This is a genomic window from Phytobacter sp. MRY16-398 (assembly GCF_003925915.1).
GTDB lineage: Bacteria > Pseudomonadota > Gammaproteobacteria > Enterobacterales > Enterobacteriaceae > Phytobacter > Phytobacter diazotrophicus.
This window is the reverse complement of record NZ_AP018757.1, coordinates 1-15,520: the sequence shown is the minus strand read 5'-3', so window position 1 is coordinate 15,520 and position 15,520 is coordinate 1. Positions and strand designations below refer to the sequence as shown.

The 15,520-nt window shown below is 51.3% G+C and carries 11 protein-coding genes and 3 pseudogenes; 5 read left to right on the top strand and 9 right to left on the bottom strand.

Annotation, left to right across the window (positions count from 1 at the left end; all coding sequences use genetic code 11):
• Positions 1 to 4: 4 nt before the first annotated feature.
• The 8 genes and pseudogenes from arsA to silF form a co-directional block, all read right to left on the bottom strand.
• On the bottom strand, positions 5 to 1,756 hold the full coding sequence (gene arsA / locus MRY16398_RS28990; protein WP_001556710.1) for an arsenite efflux transporter ATPase subunit ArsA: 1,752 nt from the start codon (positions 1,754 to 1,756) through the stop codon (positions 5 to 7).
• Positions 1,757 to 1,773: 17 nt separating this feature from the next.
• A complete protein-coding gene (gene arsD, locus MRY16398_RS28985) occupies positions 1,774 to 2,136 on the bottom strand; it encodes an arsenite efflux transporter metallochaperone ArsD (protein ID WP_000783215.1) in 363 nt (120 codons plus the stop codon).
• 47 nt (positions 2,137 to 2,183) lie between these two features.
• On the bottom strand, positions 2,184 to 2,537 hold the full coding sequence (gene arsR, locus MRY16398_RS28980) for an As(III)-sensing metalloregulatory transcriptional repressor ArsR (RefSeq protein ID WP_001114073.1): 354 nt from the start codon (positions 2,535 to 2,537) through the stop codon (positions 2,184 to 2,186).
• 273 nt (positions 2,538 to 2,810) lie between these two features.
• Positions 2,811 to 4,880: pseudogene (locus tag MRY16398_RS28975) on the bottom strand (heavy metal translocating P-type ATPase); the annotation flags it as partial.
• Positions 4,881 to 5,006: 126 nt separating this feature from the next.
• Positions 5,007 to 5,447: a DUF411 domain-containing protein gene (locus MRY16398_RS28970; RefSeq protein WP_009654300.1), complete on the bottom strand. Its 441-nt coding sequence runs from the start codon at positions 5,445 to 5,447 to the stop codon at positions 5,007 to 5,009.
• A gap of 86 nt (positions 5,448 to 5,533) precedes the next feature.
• The gene (silA, locus tag MRY16398_RS28965; RefSeq protein ID WP_009654305.1) at positions 5,534 to 8,680 is read right to left on the bottom strand and encodes a Cu(+)/Ag(+) efflux RND transporter permease subunit SilA; all 3,147 of its coding nucleotides are present in this window, start codon (positions 8,678 to 8,680) and stop codon (positions 5,534 to 5,536) included.
• 10 nt (positions 8,681 to 8,690) lie between these two features.
• A complete protein-coding gene (gene silB, locus MRY16398_RS28960) occupies positions 8,691 to 9,983 on the bottom strand; it encodes a Cu(+)/Ag(+) efflux RND transporter periplasmic adaptor subunit SilB (protein WP_071193398.1) in 1,293 nt (430 codons plus the stop codon).
• Between the two features lie 113 nt (positions 9,984 to 10,096).
• A pseudogene (gene silF / locus MRY16398_RS28955) lies at positions 10,097 to 10,216 on the bottom strand (Cu(+)/Ag(+) efflux RND transporter periplasmic metallochaperone SilF); the annotation flags it as partial.
• A 61-nt stretch (positions 10,217 to 10,277) separates the two neighbouring features.
• Between silF and MRY16398_RS28950 the strand changes: the two are divergent.
• The 5 genes and pseudogenes from MRY16398_RS28950 to MRY16398_RS28930 all read left to right on the top strand — a co-directional run bounded on the left by MRY16398_RS28950 (position 10,278) and on the right by MRY16398_RS28930 (position 13,612).
• Positions 10,278 to 11,258 carry an IS5-like element ISKpn26 family transposase gene (locus tag MRY16398_RS28950; RefSeq protein WP_000019441.1) on the top strand — a complete coding sequence of 327 codons (981 nt, stop codon included), beginning with the start codon at positions 10,278 to 10,280 and terminating at the stop codon, positions 11,256 to 11,258.
• 84 nt (positions 11,259 to 11,342) lie between these two features.
• On the top strand, positions 11,343 to 11,726 hold the full coding sequence (locus MRY16398_RS28945; protein ID WP_336513219.1) for a hypothetical protein: 384 nt from the start codon (positions 11,343 to 11,345) through the stop codon (positions 11,724 to 11,726).
• Between the two features lie 224 nt (positions 11,727 to 11,950).
• Positions 11,951 to 12,223, top strand: coding sequence for a type II toxin-antitoxin system ParD family antitoxin (locus MRY16398_RS28940; RefSeq protein ID WP_155075505.1), 273 nt, complete (start codon positions 11,951 to 11,953; stop codon positions 12,221 to 12,223).
• Positions 12,210 to 12,540: pseudogene (locus MRY16398_RS31100) on the top strand (type II toxin-antitoxin system RelE/ParE family toxin). Before MRY16398_RS28940 ends, MRY16398_RS31100 begins: the two are co-directional and overlap by 14 nt.
• Positions 12,541 to 12,871: 331 nt before the next feature.
• A complete protein-coding gene (locus tag MRY16398_RS28930; protein WP_001515717.1) occupies positions 12,872 to 13,612 on the top strand; it encodes a tyrosine-type recombinase/integrase in 741 nt (246 codons plus the stop codon).
• A gap of 697 nt (positions 13,613 to 14,309) precedes the next feature.
• Here MRY16398_RS28930 and MRY16398_RS28925 read toward each other — a convergent pair.
• Complete coding sequence (locus MRY16398_RS28925; RefSeq protein WP_000200070.1) at positions 14,310 to 15,320, bottom strand: RepB family plasmid replication initiator protein; 1,011 nt, start codon at positions 15,318 to 15,320, stop codon at positions 14,310 to 14,312.
• Between the last annotated feature and the right edge of the window lie 200 nt (positions 15,321 to 15,520).

Below are 15,520 nucleotides of genomic sequence, written 5' to 3'. Positions count from 1 at the left end.
AAAATTAAACAACCAGCTCTCTGAGTTTCTCGATGCCAGTGGGCTCTGCAGCCATTACCGGTACTAACGCTATGCGGCTTGCATGCTGGTTTTTCACAACCTCGATTTGAGGACGCTCTTGTAGGGCGCGCTGGCAAAGCAGCGGCGATTGCGTCTGTGCAATCGAAAGGCTGTTATTGATAATCCAGCCCCAGGGATGAATCCCCGCACGTTCAAGATCGGACTGCAGGTTTGCCGCTTCCAGTACAGGTGTGGTTTCAGGCAGAGTGACCAGCAAAACTTTGGTACGTTCCTGGTCCTGAAGCTGCATCATCGGAGTGGTAAAATGACCTTTATCCCCCATCTTCCTGGCAATCTCACGGTGATAAGCCCCGGTAGCATCAAGCAGTAATAGCGTATGCCCGGTAGGTGCCGTATCCATGACCACAAACCGTTTGCCAGCTTCACGAATTACGCGTGAAAACGCCTGGAACACCGCAATCTCTTCTGTGCAAGGAGAACGTAAATCCTCTTCGAGCAGCCGTTTCCCAGCCTCATCCAGATCCCTGCCTTTCGTCTCAAGAACATGCTGACGATAGCGTTCAGTTTCATCGTGAGGGTTGATTCGGCTGACCTGCAGATTTTTGAGGCTGCCATTGAGCGTTGTACTGAGATGTGCAGCAGGATCTGAGGTGGTGAGATGCACATCAAAACCCTTATCCGCCAGACTGACGGCGATAGCCGCAGCCATTGTGGTTTTGCCCACACCACCTTTGCCCATCAGCATAATCAAACCGTGTTCACTGCGGGCGATATCATCAACCAGGACAGACAACGACATATTCTCTGGCTTGTTCTGTGGGCTTTGTTCAGGAAGCGATGTTATCTCAGCGTGTTCGTTGAGCAGGCCTTTCAATGCGGATACACCAACCATGTTCAGCGGCTGCAGGTATAAGTTGTCTGTCGGCAAATCAGATAACCCGGCAGGAAGATTTGCCAGCGCCTCTTGCTCCCGTTGCCATATTGCAGCGGCCAGTGCATCACGTTCTGCTTCGCTCGCAGGCAGGACACCGTTAATGACTAAATACTGATTTTTAAGGCCAATAGCTGATAATTCGTCATGAGTACGAGCGACTTCCTGCAGTGTTGATTTTTGCAATCGCGCGACCAGCACAAGGCGAGTTCGTTCAGGATCGGATAATGCCTCAACCGCATGAGCATATTGCTCGCGTTGTTTTTCCAGCCCAGCCATTGGACCAAGACAGGAAGCACCATCCGGGTTACTTTCGATGAAGCTGCTCCAGGCTCCGGGAAGCTGAAGAAGGCGAATAGTGTGGCCAGTTGGGGCAGTATCAAAAATGATGTGATCAAAGCGGGTCAGCAGAGAAGCGTCAGTCAGTAAGCCAGTAAACTCGTCGAATGCAGCGATCTCTGTCGTACAAGCTCCTGAAAGCTGTTCACTGATGCTGTTAACAACGTCATCAGGCAAAAGACCTTTAATAGGGTCAACGATTCTGGCGCGGTATTGCTGGGCGGCGTCCTGCGGGTCAATCTCCAGAGCCGAAAGACCAGACACAGCAGTCACGGGCTGGATAGTGTTACCGATAGTCTGATCGAATACCTGACCGACATTGGAAGCCGGGTCGGTACTGACAAGCAGAACACGCTTTCCCAGTTCAGCCAGACGTATAGCCGTTGCGCAGGAAATCGAAGTTTTGCCTACACCTCCCTTACCGGTGAAAAACAGGTAAGACGGGATATTCTCTAAGAATTTCATATGTCCTCCTGACATACTCAACAACAGGAAGTTTTACCACCACAGCAACTGGTGGAAGCTAAACCCACCTTTTCCAGCGGTATACCAAACCAGCGAGCCAGTTCAGCGCGTTTTGGGTATCGCCCGGCCATCACCGTTTCACCATCAAGCAACAGCAGCGGAAGCCCTTCAGCTCCAGAAGCCTCAAGGAATGCTTTCGCTTTTTCGTTCTCAACGAAGCTCATAGGCTGCTGCGCCAGGTTATAACGTTCGATCTGAACCCCACGCCCTTTCAGCCATTGCACATCAGCAGAAAAATTGACCAAAACCTGATCGACATCTGAACCACAAACGCCGGTACTGCAGCACATCGCCGGATCAAACACCGTTAACATTTTCATCTTTAACACCTCATATTCGTAAAAACATATATGTACAGGCAAAATTTTTAGATACAAACAGCCTTACCGCTGCCAGAGCAGTTGGCCGATGCCAGCTTACGGGCGATGGCCTGTACGTCGTCCTGTTGACTTAACCAGGCCTGCTCAATCACCAGGGCAGCCCAGGAAGGAATATGCGGGGATAAGCGATAATGAACCCATTTCCCCTGCTTGCGATCCAGCAACAGGCCACTTTCCCGAAGCATCGCCAGATGGCGGGAGGTCTTGGGTTGTGATTGTTCCAGCGCTGTGCAGAGATCGCATACGCACAGCTCCCCCATCTCCCTGAGCAGTAGCACGATACCCAGGCGGGTTTCATCAGATAGTATTTTGAAAAGTTGTAGGGATGCAATTTCTGGCATTATGTACTCCTGCTATGAATGGGTATTGTCTCTCCACCAAAACAAGAAGTCAAAATCATATGTGTTTTCTCGCATGTGAGTGCAGGTGTCACTATGCGGTTGAAAAACGACCTGATGTGCGATCGTTACGTTAGTTGGGTAGGTAAAAAAGTCATTTGAGGCTAAAACATTGCTTAGTGCGGGCTTTCAGTTCATAGAGAAGAATGAATAATATCAATTATAACAATTGGTTATTTCCTTAGCGTACGTTTTCGTTCCATTGGCCCTCAGACCCCTCAGTCGGGTTATCACTGCTTTTTTGCCATCCGGCAGAATCCCGGCTTCAACCTCATCTATTCCCAGTTTCCGTGCGACTGCTTCAGCGGTAAGCTGGTTATCCCCGGTGAGCATAACGATGCGGATCCCCGCCTGACGCAAAGCTTTAAGCGCATCCGGCGTGGTTGCTTTCACGGGATCCGAGATAGCTATCAGGCCTGCAAGGTGCCCGTCTGTGGCCACATAGATAACGGTAGCGCCTTCCATCCGCAACGTATCCGCAACGGCCTTTTGATTATCAATAACGATACTGTTTTCCTGCATAGCCAGTTCATTACCAATAACAACCCGTTGACCTTCGACATCGCCTGAGACACCTTTACCCGACGGCGCATTGAAATGAGTGACTGCGGGTATTGCGATCCCCTTTTCCTGTGCTGCTTTAACTACTGCCATACCCAGCGGATGCTGCGAGCCTTTTTCCACTGCGGCCGTTACACGCAAAAGAGATGTTTCCCCACCCGGATTGAGACTGATAATCCCTGTCACCGTCGGCGAACCTTCCGTGAGCGTGCCTGTTTTGTCGACAACCAGCGTGTCCACTTTTTCAAGACGCTCAAGGGCTTCGGCATTCTTGATTAACACCCCGGCCTGGGCTCCTTTGCCCACCCCCACCATTATCGACATCGGCGTGGCCAGCCCCAGCGCGCAGGGACAGGCAATAATCAGGACCGACACAGCCGCAATGAGACCGTGCGCCATCCTGGGCTCGGGCCCCCAGACAGACCAGATCATGAAAGCAACAACCGCGATAAGTATCACCAGAGGAACAAACCAGCCTGAAACGCTGTCAGCCATTCTCTGGATGGGGGCCCGCGAACGCTGTGCATCAGCGACCATCTGAACAATTCGTGAGAGCATCGTTTCATCACCGACTTTCTCTGCACGGATGATAAGACTACCTGTCTGATTAATGGTCCCCCCGATGACAGGGTCACCCTCCGTTTTGGTAACAGGCATAGATTCCCCGGTCACCATCGATTCATCAACGGTTGTTTTGCCTTCGACCACGATACCGTCGACCGGAATACTCTCTCCAGGTCTGATGCGGAGCTTATCGCCAGGCAGGACATCTTCCGCATTAATATCCGTTTCATGACCGTCTTGATCCAGCCGCCTGGCGGTTTTGGGGGCAAGGTTAAGAAGCGCAGTAATGGCACCTGAGGTTTGTTCCCTTGCCCGCAATTCAAGGACCTGTCCCAGCAGAACAAGCACCGTAATAACTGCTGCGGCTTCAAAATAAACGGCCACCAGGCCATCCATGTTTCTGAACGATGCAGGAAACCAGGAGGGGAAGACGGTTGCAATGACGCTGTAAACCCAGGCTACGCCGGTCCCCATTGCAACAAGGGTAAACATATTCAGGGAGCGGTTACGTAACGACATTACGGCCCGGGCGAAGAATGGCCAGCCACACCACAACACGACAGGGGAGGCCAGAAGCAGCTGCAGCCATGTGTTGTACTGTGGCGGTACTGTATTCCTCAAGTCGGGAAACAGATGAGATCCCATTTCGAGTACCAGAACCGGAAACGCCAGCAACAACCCCAGCCAGAAGCGTCTTGTCATGTCGTGAAGTTCATCACTCGGCCCCGTGGATGCCGTAGCTACGAGCGGCTCCAGTGCCATTCCACAGACAGGACAGCTTCCGGGACCACTGCGGCGTATCTCCGGGTGCATCGGACATGTCCACACACCTTCAGAATTCTCTTTTTCCGCCTGGTGGTGAGGCTGTTTTATCTGATCAGGGCTGACTTCGTGATGATCGTGGTGATGGTGATGGGAATGTTCACTGGCATCTTCGGTAAGATAACGATCGGGATGGGCTTTAAATTTACTCTCACAGCTGGCGGAGCAGAAATAAAGTTGATGGTCCTGGTATCGAATGCTGCTGTGCGCCCTGTCGGGCAGGATGGCCATCCCGCACACGGGATCTCTCACCTTATGCAATACGTGGCCCTCGTCCGGGGATAATGTCTGCTCAGAAGCAGTCTGGTTGTTGTGTTGCACTGCATTGTCATTTTTCACAGTAACTCTCCTTATGCATACCGAAGCATCTTCTGTCTTCAGGGTATGTCATGGATGCGATTACCACGAATATCGCCGGCACAGGAGTGCCTGCTACCGGCGTCCCGTTATCAGCCGTTCCGCTGACTATTCGATTCGCTGGAAGACTTTTTTACTTCCATCCGGTGAGAATGCGATAACATCGTAAGCCTCTTTTCGGGCTCCCATCTCCATTCCAGGACTTCCTGCTGGCATACCGGGGGTGGCGAGACCGTATATACCCGAACCAGACTGCATTGCCTTATGTATCGTTGTCGCAGGCACATGGCCTTCAATGATCAAATTACCGGCAACCGCGGTATGACAACTTCGTAGTCCTGCAGGAATAGCATGCTTTTCTTTCAGGGCTGACAGCGCCTGATCATTCATGACGTGAGTTCGTACTTCAAACCCGTCTTTTTCCATCGCCTTGCCCCACAGGGAACAACAGCCACAGTTTTCAGATTTGTACATATCAATCACTTTTTCACTCGCCATTGCGGGCAGTGAAAGGCCGAGAGCCAGGGCCACCAGGACCACTTTTTTCATACTCACCTCTGTATATTATCGATATAACCCCTGACGTCAGGATGAATCAGTACAGAAGGGCACCCACAGAGGATGCCCTTACAGGGTTATGACACGCTTTTTTTATGTCTGCGCAGCCAGATTAATTTGTAGGCGGCAGGAATTATGAACAGGGACAGCAGCGGAGCCGTGATCATCCCACCAATCATGGGTGCCGCGATACGGCTCATGACTTCTGAACCTGCACCGGTTCCCCAGAGTATTGGCAGCAGACCCGCAATGATCACCGCCACGGTCATGGCTTTCGGCCGGACACGCAGCACGGCACCATGATAGAGGGCTTCATCAAGACCTTCCGGTGTGAACGTCTCTTTACGGGACAATTCCGGGTGCACTTCAATGGCATGACGCAGATACATCAGCATGACCACGCCAAACTCTGCTGCCACCCCGGCCAGAGCGATAAACCCCGTTCCGGTTGCGACAGACATATGGAAGCCCTGCCAGTACAGGAACCATATCCCGCCAACCAGGGCGAACGGCAGGCTCATCAGGATCAGCAGGGCTTCATCAACCCGGCGGAATGCCAGATACAACAGGATGAAGATGATCATCACCGTCATCGGCACCATCAGCTTCAGTTTCTTGTTGGCATGCTCAAGCAGTTCAAACTGTCCGGAGAATGACACGCTGGTACCCGGTCTCAGTTTCACTTTCTGACTGATCGCCGTTTTAATGTCATTAACCACCGACACCATATCCCTGCCGCGCGCGTCAATGTAAATCCAGCTGGCTGGACGGGCATTTTCCGTTTTCAGCATAGTCGGCCCGGAAACGACCTTAATATCCGCAACATCGCCCAGCGTGATCTGCTGCTTCATCGGGGTCAGGATCGGCATCTGTTTCAGGGCCTGCGGGCTGTTCCGGTAATCCTGCGGATAGCGGATATTAATCGGGTACCGGGCCACGCCTTCAACCGTTTCCCCTACCGTCGCGCCGCCGATGGCTGATGAGATGAACAGCTGCACATCGCCCACCGTCATTCCGTAGCGGGAGGCTTTTTCCCGGTTGATATCCACATCAATGTAGCGCCCGCCTTCCAGTCGCTCTGCGAGAGCAGACACTACGCCGGGTACGGTTTTGGCGACCGCTTCGATACTCTGCGCCGTTGCATCGATATCGGACAGAACCGTTCCGGACACCTTGATACCTATCGGGCTTTTGATCCCGGTTGAGAGCATATCAATACGGTTACGGATTGGCGGCACCCAGAGGTTTGCCAGCCCCGGTAAACGGACGGTCCTGTCGAGTTCTTCAATAATCTTGTCAATCGTCATGCCTGGACGCCACTGATCCTCAGGTTTGAGCTGGATCGTGGTTTCAACCATTTCGAGCGGTGCGGAATCCGTGGCGGTCTCTGCTTTACCGGTCTTGCCAAATACAGAGGCCACTTCAGGAACGCTTTTGATTAACTTGTCCGTCGTCTGCAGGAGCGCTGCAGCTTCAGCCGGAGAGACACCCGGCAGGGTCGACGGCATATACAACAGGTCGCCCTCGTTAATCTTCGGCAGAAACTCACCGCCCACCTGGCTCAGTGGCCAGATAACGGTGAAAATGGACAAGGCCGCAACCAGCAGGGTTGTTTTTGGCCAGTGGAGAACCCGCAACAGCAATGGATGATACGCTTTGATCAGTACCCGGTTCAGGGGGTTACTGGTCTCTGCAGGAATTTTCCCCCGGATCCAGAATCCCATCAGAATCGGAATGACGATGATGGCCAGCGCGGCCGCGCCCGCCATGGAGTACGTTTTCGTGAATGCCAGCGGGCCAAACAGACGTCCTTCCTGACCTTCCAGGGTAAAGATAGGAATAAAGGACAGGGTGATGATCAGCAGGCTGATAAACAGTGCGGGTCCCACTTCAACGGAGGCATCGGTAATCACCTTCCAGCGGGTGGCGTTGTCAATCTGCTCACCCGGATGCTGATGATCCCACTCCTCAAGCCGCTTATGCGCATTCTCAATCATCACAATGGCGGCATCCACCATCGCACCGACGGCAATCGCTATCCCTCCCAGCGACATGATATTGGCGTTCAGTCCCTGGAAGTGCATGACGATAAAGGCGATACACAGACCAAGCGGCAGAGAGATAATCGCCACCAGGGCAGAACGTACGTGCCACAGGAACAGGGCACAGACGATGGCCACCACGATAAACTCTTCCAGAAGTTTGGAACTGAGGTTATCAATCGCCCGGTCGATTAACTGGCTGCGATCGTAGGTGGTCACGATTTCAACGCCTTCAGGCAGGCTGGCCTTCAGCGTCTCAAGTTTATCCCTCACTGCCGTGATAACGTCGCGCGCATTTTTACCCGATCGCAGGATCACCACGCCGCCTGCAACTTCTCCCTGGCCGTTCAGCTCGGCAATACCACGCCGCATTTCGGGCCCGGTCTGCACGCGGGCAACATCCCGCAGATAAACCGGCACGCCGTTCTCGCCTGTTTTCAGGACGATGTTATTAAAATCGTCGATGCTCTGAAGATAACCGCTGGCACGGACCATATACTCCGCTTCGGCCATTTCAACGGATGAGCCACCGGCCTCCTGGTTAGACGATTCAAGGGCCTGTTTTACTTCGGGCAGGCTGATACCGTACTGGGACAGTTTTACCGGATTGACCTGAATCTGGTACTGTTTCACCACGCCGCCAACCGAAGCGACCTCAGCCACGTTCGGGATGGTTTTCAGCTCAAATTTCAGGAACCAGTCCTGCAGAGAACGCAGTTCTGAAAGGTCGTGTTTTCCGCTGCGATCGACAAGGGCATATTCAAAAATCCAGCCCACACCCGTGGCATCCGGACCGATTTCAGAACTCACCCCGGCGGGCAGTTTTCCCTGAACCTGATTCAGATATTCCAGCACGCGGGAACGGGCCCAGTACAGATCGGTGCCGTCTTCAAAAATGACATATACATACGAATCACCGAACTGTGAAAAACCACGCACAGTTTTTGCGCCAGGTACGGAGAGCATGGTGGTGGTAAGTGGATAGGTGACCTGGTTTTCTACAATCTGCGGGGCCTGGCCGGGATAGCTGGTTTTAATAATGACCTGCACATCTGACAGGTCAGGCAAGGCATCGACCGGCGTGTTAATAATCGTCCATGTACCCCAGATGCTGAGAAACAGGGCCCCCATCATGACCAGGAAACGGTTGGCGACAGAGCGCCGGATAATCCATTCAATCATCGTCGTCTCCTCAGTGCCCTGAATGCATATTTACAGGCTGGTCAGACATTGCTGGCATACTGCTTTCTGTTTTTTCAGGATGGCGCATACGTTCCAGCGCGCCCGTAATATTGGCTTCGGAGTCAATGAGGAACAGACCACTGACCACCACGGTATCGCCTTCATTCAGGCCGGAGCCGATGCCGGACTGTTGTTGTGATTCATGCAGAACGTGGATCTGTTTCGGCACAAACTTGCCTTCATCATCAACAGTAATCACGCGCTGTTCTTTGCCGGTATCGATAACGGCCTGGCTTGGTATCAGCAGCATCTCCTGGCTCTTGGTATTGAGTTTCAGATAGGCATTCATGCCCGGCTTGAGAAACTCATCCTTATTAGAAACCTGGAGACGGACCTGAAGCGTACGGGTTGTCTGATCCACGCTGGGAAGAATGTTCCATTTTTCGACATGGAATGTTTTATCCGGATAAGCCGGTACCGAAATTTCAAACTGCGACGTATCTTTAAGCAGATAGGCGATAGATTCCGGCACTGCAGCGCTGATCCAGACCGGGTCCATCCCCTGAATCTGAGCCACCACCTTATCTTTCGAAATATTCATGCCGGTGCGCAGGTCAAATGCAGTAATGACACCATCAATAGGTGCTTTAATGGTAAAACGGGTCTGGATTGTGCGGGTTGAACGCAGTCTTTGAATATCCTCTTCCGGCATACCAGCCAGACGAAGTCGCTCCAGAACCCCTTTTATCTGGGTTGGCGTACCGCCTGTACCGGATAGCAGCAGGAACTCACTTTGTGCCTCAACCCATTCAGGAATGGTGATATCGATAAGCGGAGTGCCTTTCTTCACATGATCGCCAGTAGTCAGGGGATACACTTTTTCGACGAAACCGTCAGAGCGCGCCTGCACAATGACAAACTGATACTCGTTGTAACTGACATTAGCCGGGATTGTCTGAGAATAATTCAGCATTCCTCGCGTGACATTTTGCGTTTTTAATCCCAGATTCTGAACCTGGGTTGGATCGATACGGATCCCGCTATTGCTTTTATCGCCACTTTCATCAGCATATTTTGGCACCAGGTCCATATCCATAAAGGGAGATTTTCCGGGTTTATCAAATTTGGTATCCGGTTTCATCGGGTCATACCAGAAAAGTACCTTTTTCTCCGGTGCCTTTTGTTCTGTTTGTACTGTTTTTTGTGATGAGTTTACATACTGCCAGGCAGTAACCGATATCAGCCCTCCTGCTATGAGGCTGCTGATAATTATTGCAGCATATTTTATCTTTAAAGAAGCCATACAATTTCTCGCTGAAAAATCAAAACACCTGGCATATGCGGCCGATCATTCATTCACAGTAATTCCTTAATGAATGTTCAGACGCACTGGATGTATTCGCTCCGGACAGTCAATCAGGATTGCGTAACGTTAATGCTTTTGAGTAAGGAGATATTGCCCTGCTGAATAAACGAGAAATCGACATGGTTGCCGGTTTTCAGGGCATTGATAGCGTCGTCTGCATTAAGGAAGGTGCGAACAAGTTCCTGATATGAGATCATCATATTCATCCGGAGCGCATCCCAGAGGGACATCATGAGCCATCAACTCACCTTCGCCGATAGTGAATTCAGCACTAAGCGCCGTCAGACCCGAAAAGAGATTTTCCTCTCCCGCATGGAGCAGATTCTGCCATGGCAGAATATGACCGCTGTCATCGAGCCGTTTTATCCCAAGGCGGGCAATGGCCGACGGCCCTATCCGCTGGAGACCATGCTGCGTATTCACTGCATGCAGCATTGGTACAACCTGAGCGACGGTGCCATGGAAGATGCCCTGTACGAAATCGCCTCCATGCGCCTGTTTGCCCGATTATCCCTGGATAGCGCCCTGCCGGATCGCACCACCATCATGAATTTCCGCCACCTGCTCGAGCAGCATCAACTGGCCCGTCAATTGTTCAAGACCATCAATCGCTGGCTGGCCGAAGCAGGCGTCATGATGACCCAAGGCACTTTGGTGGATGCCACCATCATTGAGGCACCCAGCTCTACCAAGAACAAAGAGCAGCAACGCGATCCGGAGATGCATCAGACCAAGAAAGGCAATCAGTGGCACTTTGGCATGAAGGCCCACATTGGTGTCGATGCCAAGAGTGGCCTGACCCACAGCCTAGTCACCACCGCGGCCAACGAGCATGACCTCAATCAGCTGGGTAATCTGCTTCATGGAGAGGAGCAATTTGTCTCAGCCGATGCCGGCTACCAAGGAGCGCCACAGCGCGAGGAGCTGGCCGAGGTGGATGTGGACTGGCTGATCGCCGAGCGTCCCGGCAAGGTAAAAACCTTGAAGCAGCATCCGCGCAAGAACAAAACGGCCATCAACATCGAATACATGAAAGCCAGCATCCGTGCCAAGGTGGAGCACCCGTTTCGCATCATCAAGCGGCAGTTCGGCTTCGTGAAAGCCAGATACAAGGGGCTGCTGAAAAACGATAACCAACTGGCGATGTTATTCACCCTGGCCAACCTGTTTCGGGTGGACCAAATGATACGTCAGTGGGAGAGATCTCAGTAAAAACCGGAAATAACGCCAGAAATGGTGGAAAAAATAGCCTAAATAGGCTGATTCGATGTGTTTGCGGGAAAAAAATCGGCCCAGATCCGCGAAATTTTAATCAGCGAGTCAGCTTGGGAAGAAATGACCTGCTTATTCGCACCTTCCTTAAGTGAATTATCCATTCAAAATACTACTGATCCATGTGCTATTACAGCAAACAAATTTTTAGAAGGAGAATCAAGAGAACAGGATGTCATTAATGAAATAATGCTTTGTCTTTATACAGTTGGAATTGTAGGTTTCAAGATTAGTAGCCTGACACCTTACAAATGGGCATTCAGAGACAGTACACCAACAACAAAAAATGAAATCAAACGTGCCAGTCTGATGAAAATTCATAAGATGCTCCATTCAGCTCTAGATATAAGAATAATTACTGGAAATCGCTATGAACGCGATGATGAGGAAGATATTGAGTGTTCTTAATTATATTATCTTTTGGTTTATAACATTTTTTGCCAGAAACAAGGATTATTCCCACACACACTAAGAAACTTTACTTTGAAGATGGACGGATGACAGCAGGAGCCGTCCTCTTTTCTGTTACTTACATCCTGACATTCCTCCATTTATCCCAAATATTCAGTACTGGACGCACCTTTGAGTATCATTCAAACTGATTGTAAGATTTAAACTTACAATCGTGAGGCTTGTATATCGCCAGAACAATAACAGTGGATCTCGGACACGAACTCCGTGACTTCATAGAATATCTCATTGAATCAGGTGATTATCGTACGCAGAGTGAGGTGATCCGCGAGTCACTTCGTCTCCTTCGCGAGAAACAGGCAGAATCACGTCTCCAGACCCTGCGGAATTTACTGGCAGAAGGCCTGAGCAGCGGCGAGCCTGTGGTGTGGGAAAAGGACACGTTCCTGAAAAAAGTTAAAGCAGGCACAAAGCCTGCCGGTGAAAAACGTTAAACTCACACCTAAAGCCAGTCAGGATCTTGAGGATATCTGGTATTACGGCTACCACCATTTTCGGTGAGGAGAGGGCCGACAGATATATTAATCAGCTCTCCGCTTTTTTTTTGTTTTGGAGTGCTCATAATATCGGTACTCCCCGTCCTGAACTGGGGGAATACATATTGGCACTACCCGTTGAATGACATATGCTTTATTTTCTGCAGACTGATACTGAAATTATTATTATCCGTATATTAAGTCAGCATCAGGATGCCGGCCGTCATCTCAACTGGGCAGTAGTCGGCAACCACATTGCGCTGCGTGAAAACTGACAGGGTTACAGGGGTGTACCAGGTCAGAATTCACGTAGCGCATCCTCCCCTTCCCTGCTCCCTTCCTTTTTTTGTTCGATCCTGTTTGTCCTGGCATTACCCCAATTCTCCCAAAAACCGTAAAACAGCCATCAACCCGCGTCATTACTGGCTTCATGGAGGATCTGAGCAGAAAAAGGATCCTTTACGTATTTGGTTTTACCCGCAATAATGCGGGATAAGACAACAAAAGGATCCGCGCGCTGCGATTTATTGTCATGGCAGGATCGGCCCGTCAGGTGCAAAATACCTGTATCCATAAACAGTGCGTGCGCTACGTGAAAAATAACTCATGAACAGCATCATTCCCTTGCAGAATTCACCAGAACGCGTCTCCCTGCTGCCGATCGCCCCGGGCGTTGATTTTGCGACCGCGGTGGCACTCCGGCGGATGGCCACCTCAACAGGTGCCACGCCGGCTTACCTCCTGGCGCCGGAAGTGAGCGCCCTCCTCTGGTATATGCCTGACCAGCGTCACCACATGTTGTTCGCCACCATGTGGAATACCGGGATCCGTATCGGTGAAGCCCGGACGCTCACCCCGGAATCGTTCGACCTGGATGGTCTGCGCCCTTTTGTTCGGGTGCTGTCGGAAAAAGTGCGGGCACGTCGTGGCCGGCCGCCAAAAGATGAAGTGCGTCTGGTACCGCTGACGGATGCCAGTTTTGTGCGTCAGATGGAAAGCTGGATGGTCACCACCCGCCCCCGCCGGCGTGAGCCGTTATGGCCGGTCACGGATGAGACAATGCGCAACTGGCTGAAACAGGCGGTGAAGCGGGCTGAAGCTGACGGCGTGCATTTTTCGATCCCCGTGACGCCGCATACTTTCCGTCACAGCTATATTATGCACATGCTTTATCACCGGCAGCCCAGGAAGGTCATCCAGGCACTGGCCGGGCATAAGGATCCGCGCTCGATGGAAGTCTATACCCGGGTATTTGCGCTGGACATGGCTGCCACCCTGGCCGTTCCCTTTACCGGTGATGGGCGAGATGCCGCGGAGATCCTTCGCTCCCTGCCCCCGGCCGGCTGAGATTGACGGCCCTGGCATGACGTCCTGTATTCCGCTAATACGAAATACAGGAGCAGAGCGCATTCAGTGCCCCTCCCTGCTCCAGCACACCAGGACATCATTCGGATGACTGAACAGCCGTGGTCTTGCACGGTGACCTGCAAGCCTGCAGGCATCGACATACCGCAGACAAGACAGGACACAGGCCGTACATCCCACAGTGTATTGTTTCCTGAAAGCTCAGTGAATCATCCCGTTAATTGCGAAAGTCATTCACCCCTGTGGCTCACTCCCTTCTGCCATCGGTCTCCTGTTCGCATTTAGCAGTGTGAAGCTGGCGCCGGGTTATACAGACAGCTGCAGTCTCATCCTGCCGGGCTAAACCTGCAATACACAGGGGAACGGATACCGTCAGGTAACATGACCGTCTCAGCATCCGATTGAGATTTTCGTAAGGGGTATAGAGCTTTACTGAAAAATTGACTGTGGCATGTTAACACGTGTGGAGCAGTGCACAGACCTGGGAATATCGCCGTTAAACCCGCATACCGTAGTCAATATCTGCGTATCACGGCCTGAAATCACATATGACAGTCAATATTGTTCGATCATGGCAGACATGATGGAGAACACATATTGACTGCGGTATGCGTGATGCATATCACAGTCAATGGAATGTCCTTAGCGGCATCCGGCAGTCATGTTATGCATATCGCAGTCAATTTTCTGGCTTCATCGCTGAGAGAGCTTCGGCCAGTTTAAGGGGATCGATGCCAGCAGCCTTCAGCGCCTTAATGACTTCGTCATAATTTTGCTCTGGCGCCTTCTCTTCTTCCTCTTTGCGCGGAACCTTCACAGGACCACTGATGAGTTTGGGGTTGCGATAATGCACGCTGAAATAGGTGGCTCGGCCACGTTTAAACTCAGTGTAATCCAGATAACCAATATCCCGCAGCTGCTCCATCGCCTTACGCACCGTGTGGTTCTGCGTATAGACATTTGAGGTGAGATTCAGCCGGTCACGCATCCGTTTCATGGAAATAGGTGCAGGATTCTGGGGAAGACTTTCGATGTAGGTATAAAGCGCCTGGGCTGATTCCTTGCGCTGCAGGGCGTCAATGGCTTTCAGCCGCAGCAGTACCCTTCTGTCCATGTGGTAAAGCTCAAACAGCTTAGGTTCAGCCTTGATCTCAACGATATCCTCGTTGATATCATAATAGGCTGACTGCACCAGATGGGTGGTCCATCCTTTGGTCTCGCTCTGGAACTTCAGCGTAACCGAGGCGAGTTTAAACAGGGAATTACTGATGCGATCGCGCATTTTTTTGTTTGAACGACGGGAGTCAAATCCGCACATCTTAACGAATTCGACGAACGACAGTTCCAGGGTGTCACTTTTTACCCCATACTCCGACATGGAGCGAATTATCCCCAGCCAGACTTTAAAATCCGTGTCCATATCAAGACGCGAACCGGTGATCTTAACGTCAGTGTATCCTTCGCTTTTGGCAATGGACAGCTGTACAAGCTCCTCAGTCGCGTCTGTAACGTTTTTCCGGTTCGCCTTGCTCTTCCCTGTTGATTTCAGAGTTGGGACGAAGAGACCGAGTCTCATGAGCGCTACTGGCTGCACGGTACTGGTGCTGTTGACATCCAGCTTAACAACTTCACCGGTTGTCTTATCAACCTCCTGAAGGTTCAGAAGTAAGCTGTTATTTTCGCTCGTCATCTTGATCCTCAACGGTTATCCACAAAAGGATGTAGTAATACGTATCGCAGTCAACGGATATACATACCTCAGTAAATACCGTTGCATATCACAGTATTAGATTATGCATATAACAGTCAACATTTTACATTCCACAGTCGATCCAGACAGACGTTAAAGCCAGTTACAGCGCATGCTGGAGCGATCCGGGGATCTCTTTT

Coding starts and splice junctions, on each gene's coding strand:
- arsA (WP_001556710.1), bottom strand. CDS start 1,756: ATGAAATTCTTAGAGAATATCCCGTCTTACCTGTTTTTCACCGGTAAG.
- arsD (WP_000783215.1), bottom strand. CDS start 2,136: ATGAAAATGTTAACGGTGTTTGATCCGGCGATGTGCTGCAGTACCGGC.
- arsR (WP_001114073.1), bottom strand. CDS start 2,537: ATGCCAGAAATTGCATCCCTACAACTTTTCAAAATACTATCTGATGAA.
- MRY16398_RS28970 (WP_009654300.1), bottom strand. CDS start 5,447: ATGAAAAAAGTGGTCCTGGTGGCCCTGGCTCTCGGCCTTTCACTGCCC.
- silA (WP_009654305.1), bottom strand. CDS start 8,680: ATGATTGAATGGATTATCCGGCGCTCTGTCGCCAACCGTTTCCTGGTC.
- silB (WP_071193398.1), bottom strand. CDS start 9,983: ATGGCTTCTTTAAAGATAAAATATGCTGCAATAATTATCAGCAGCCTC.
- MRY16398_RS28950 (WP_000019441.1), top strand. CDS start 10,278: ATGAGCCATCAACTCACCTTCGCCGATAGTGAATTCAGCACTAAGCGC.
- MRY16398_RS28930 (WP_001515717.1), top strand. CDS start 12,872: ATGAACAGCATCATTCCCTTGCAGAATTCACCAGAACGCGTCTCCCTG.
- MRY16398_RS28925 (WP_000200070.1), bottom strand. CDS start 15,320: ATGACGAGCGAAAATAACAGCTTACTTCTGAACCTTCAGGAGGTTGAT.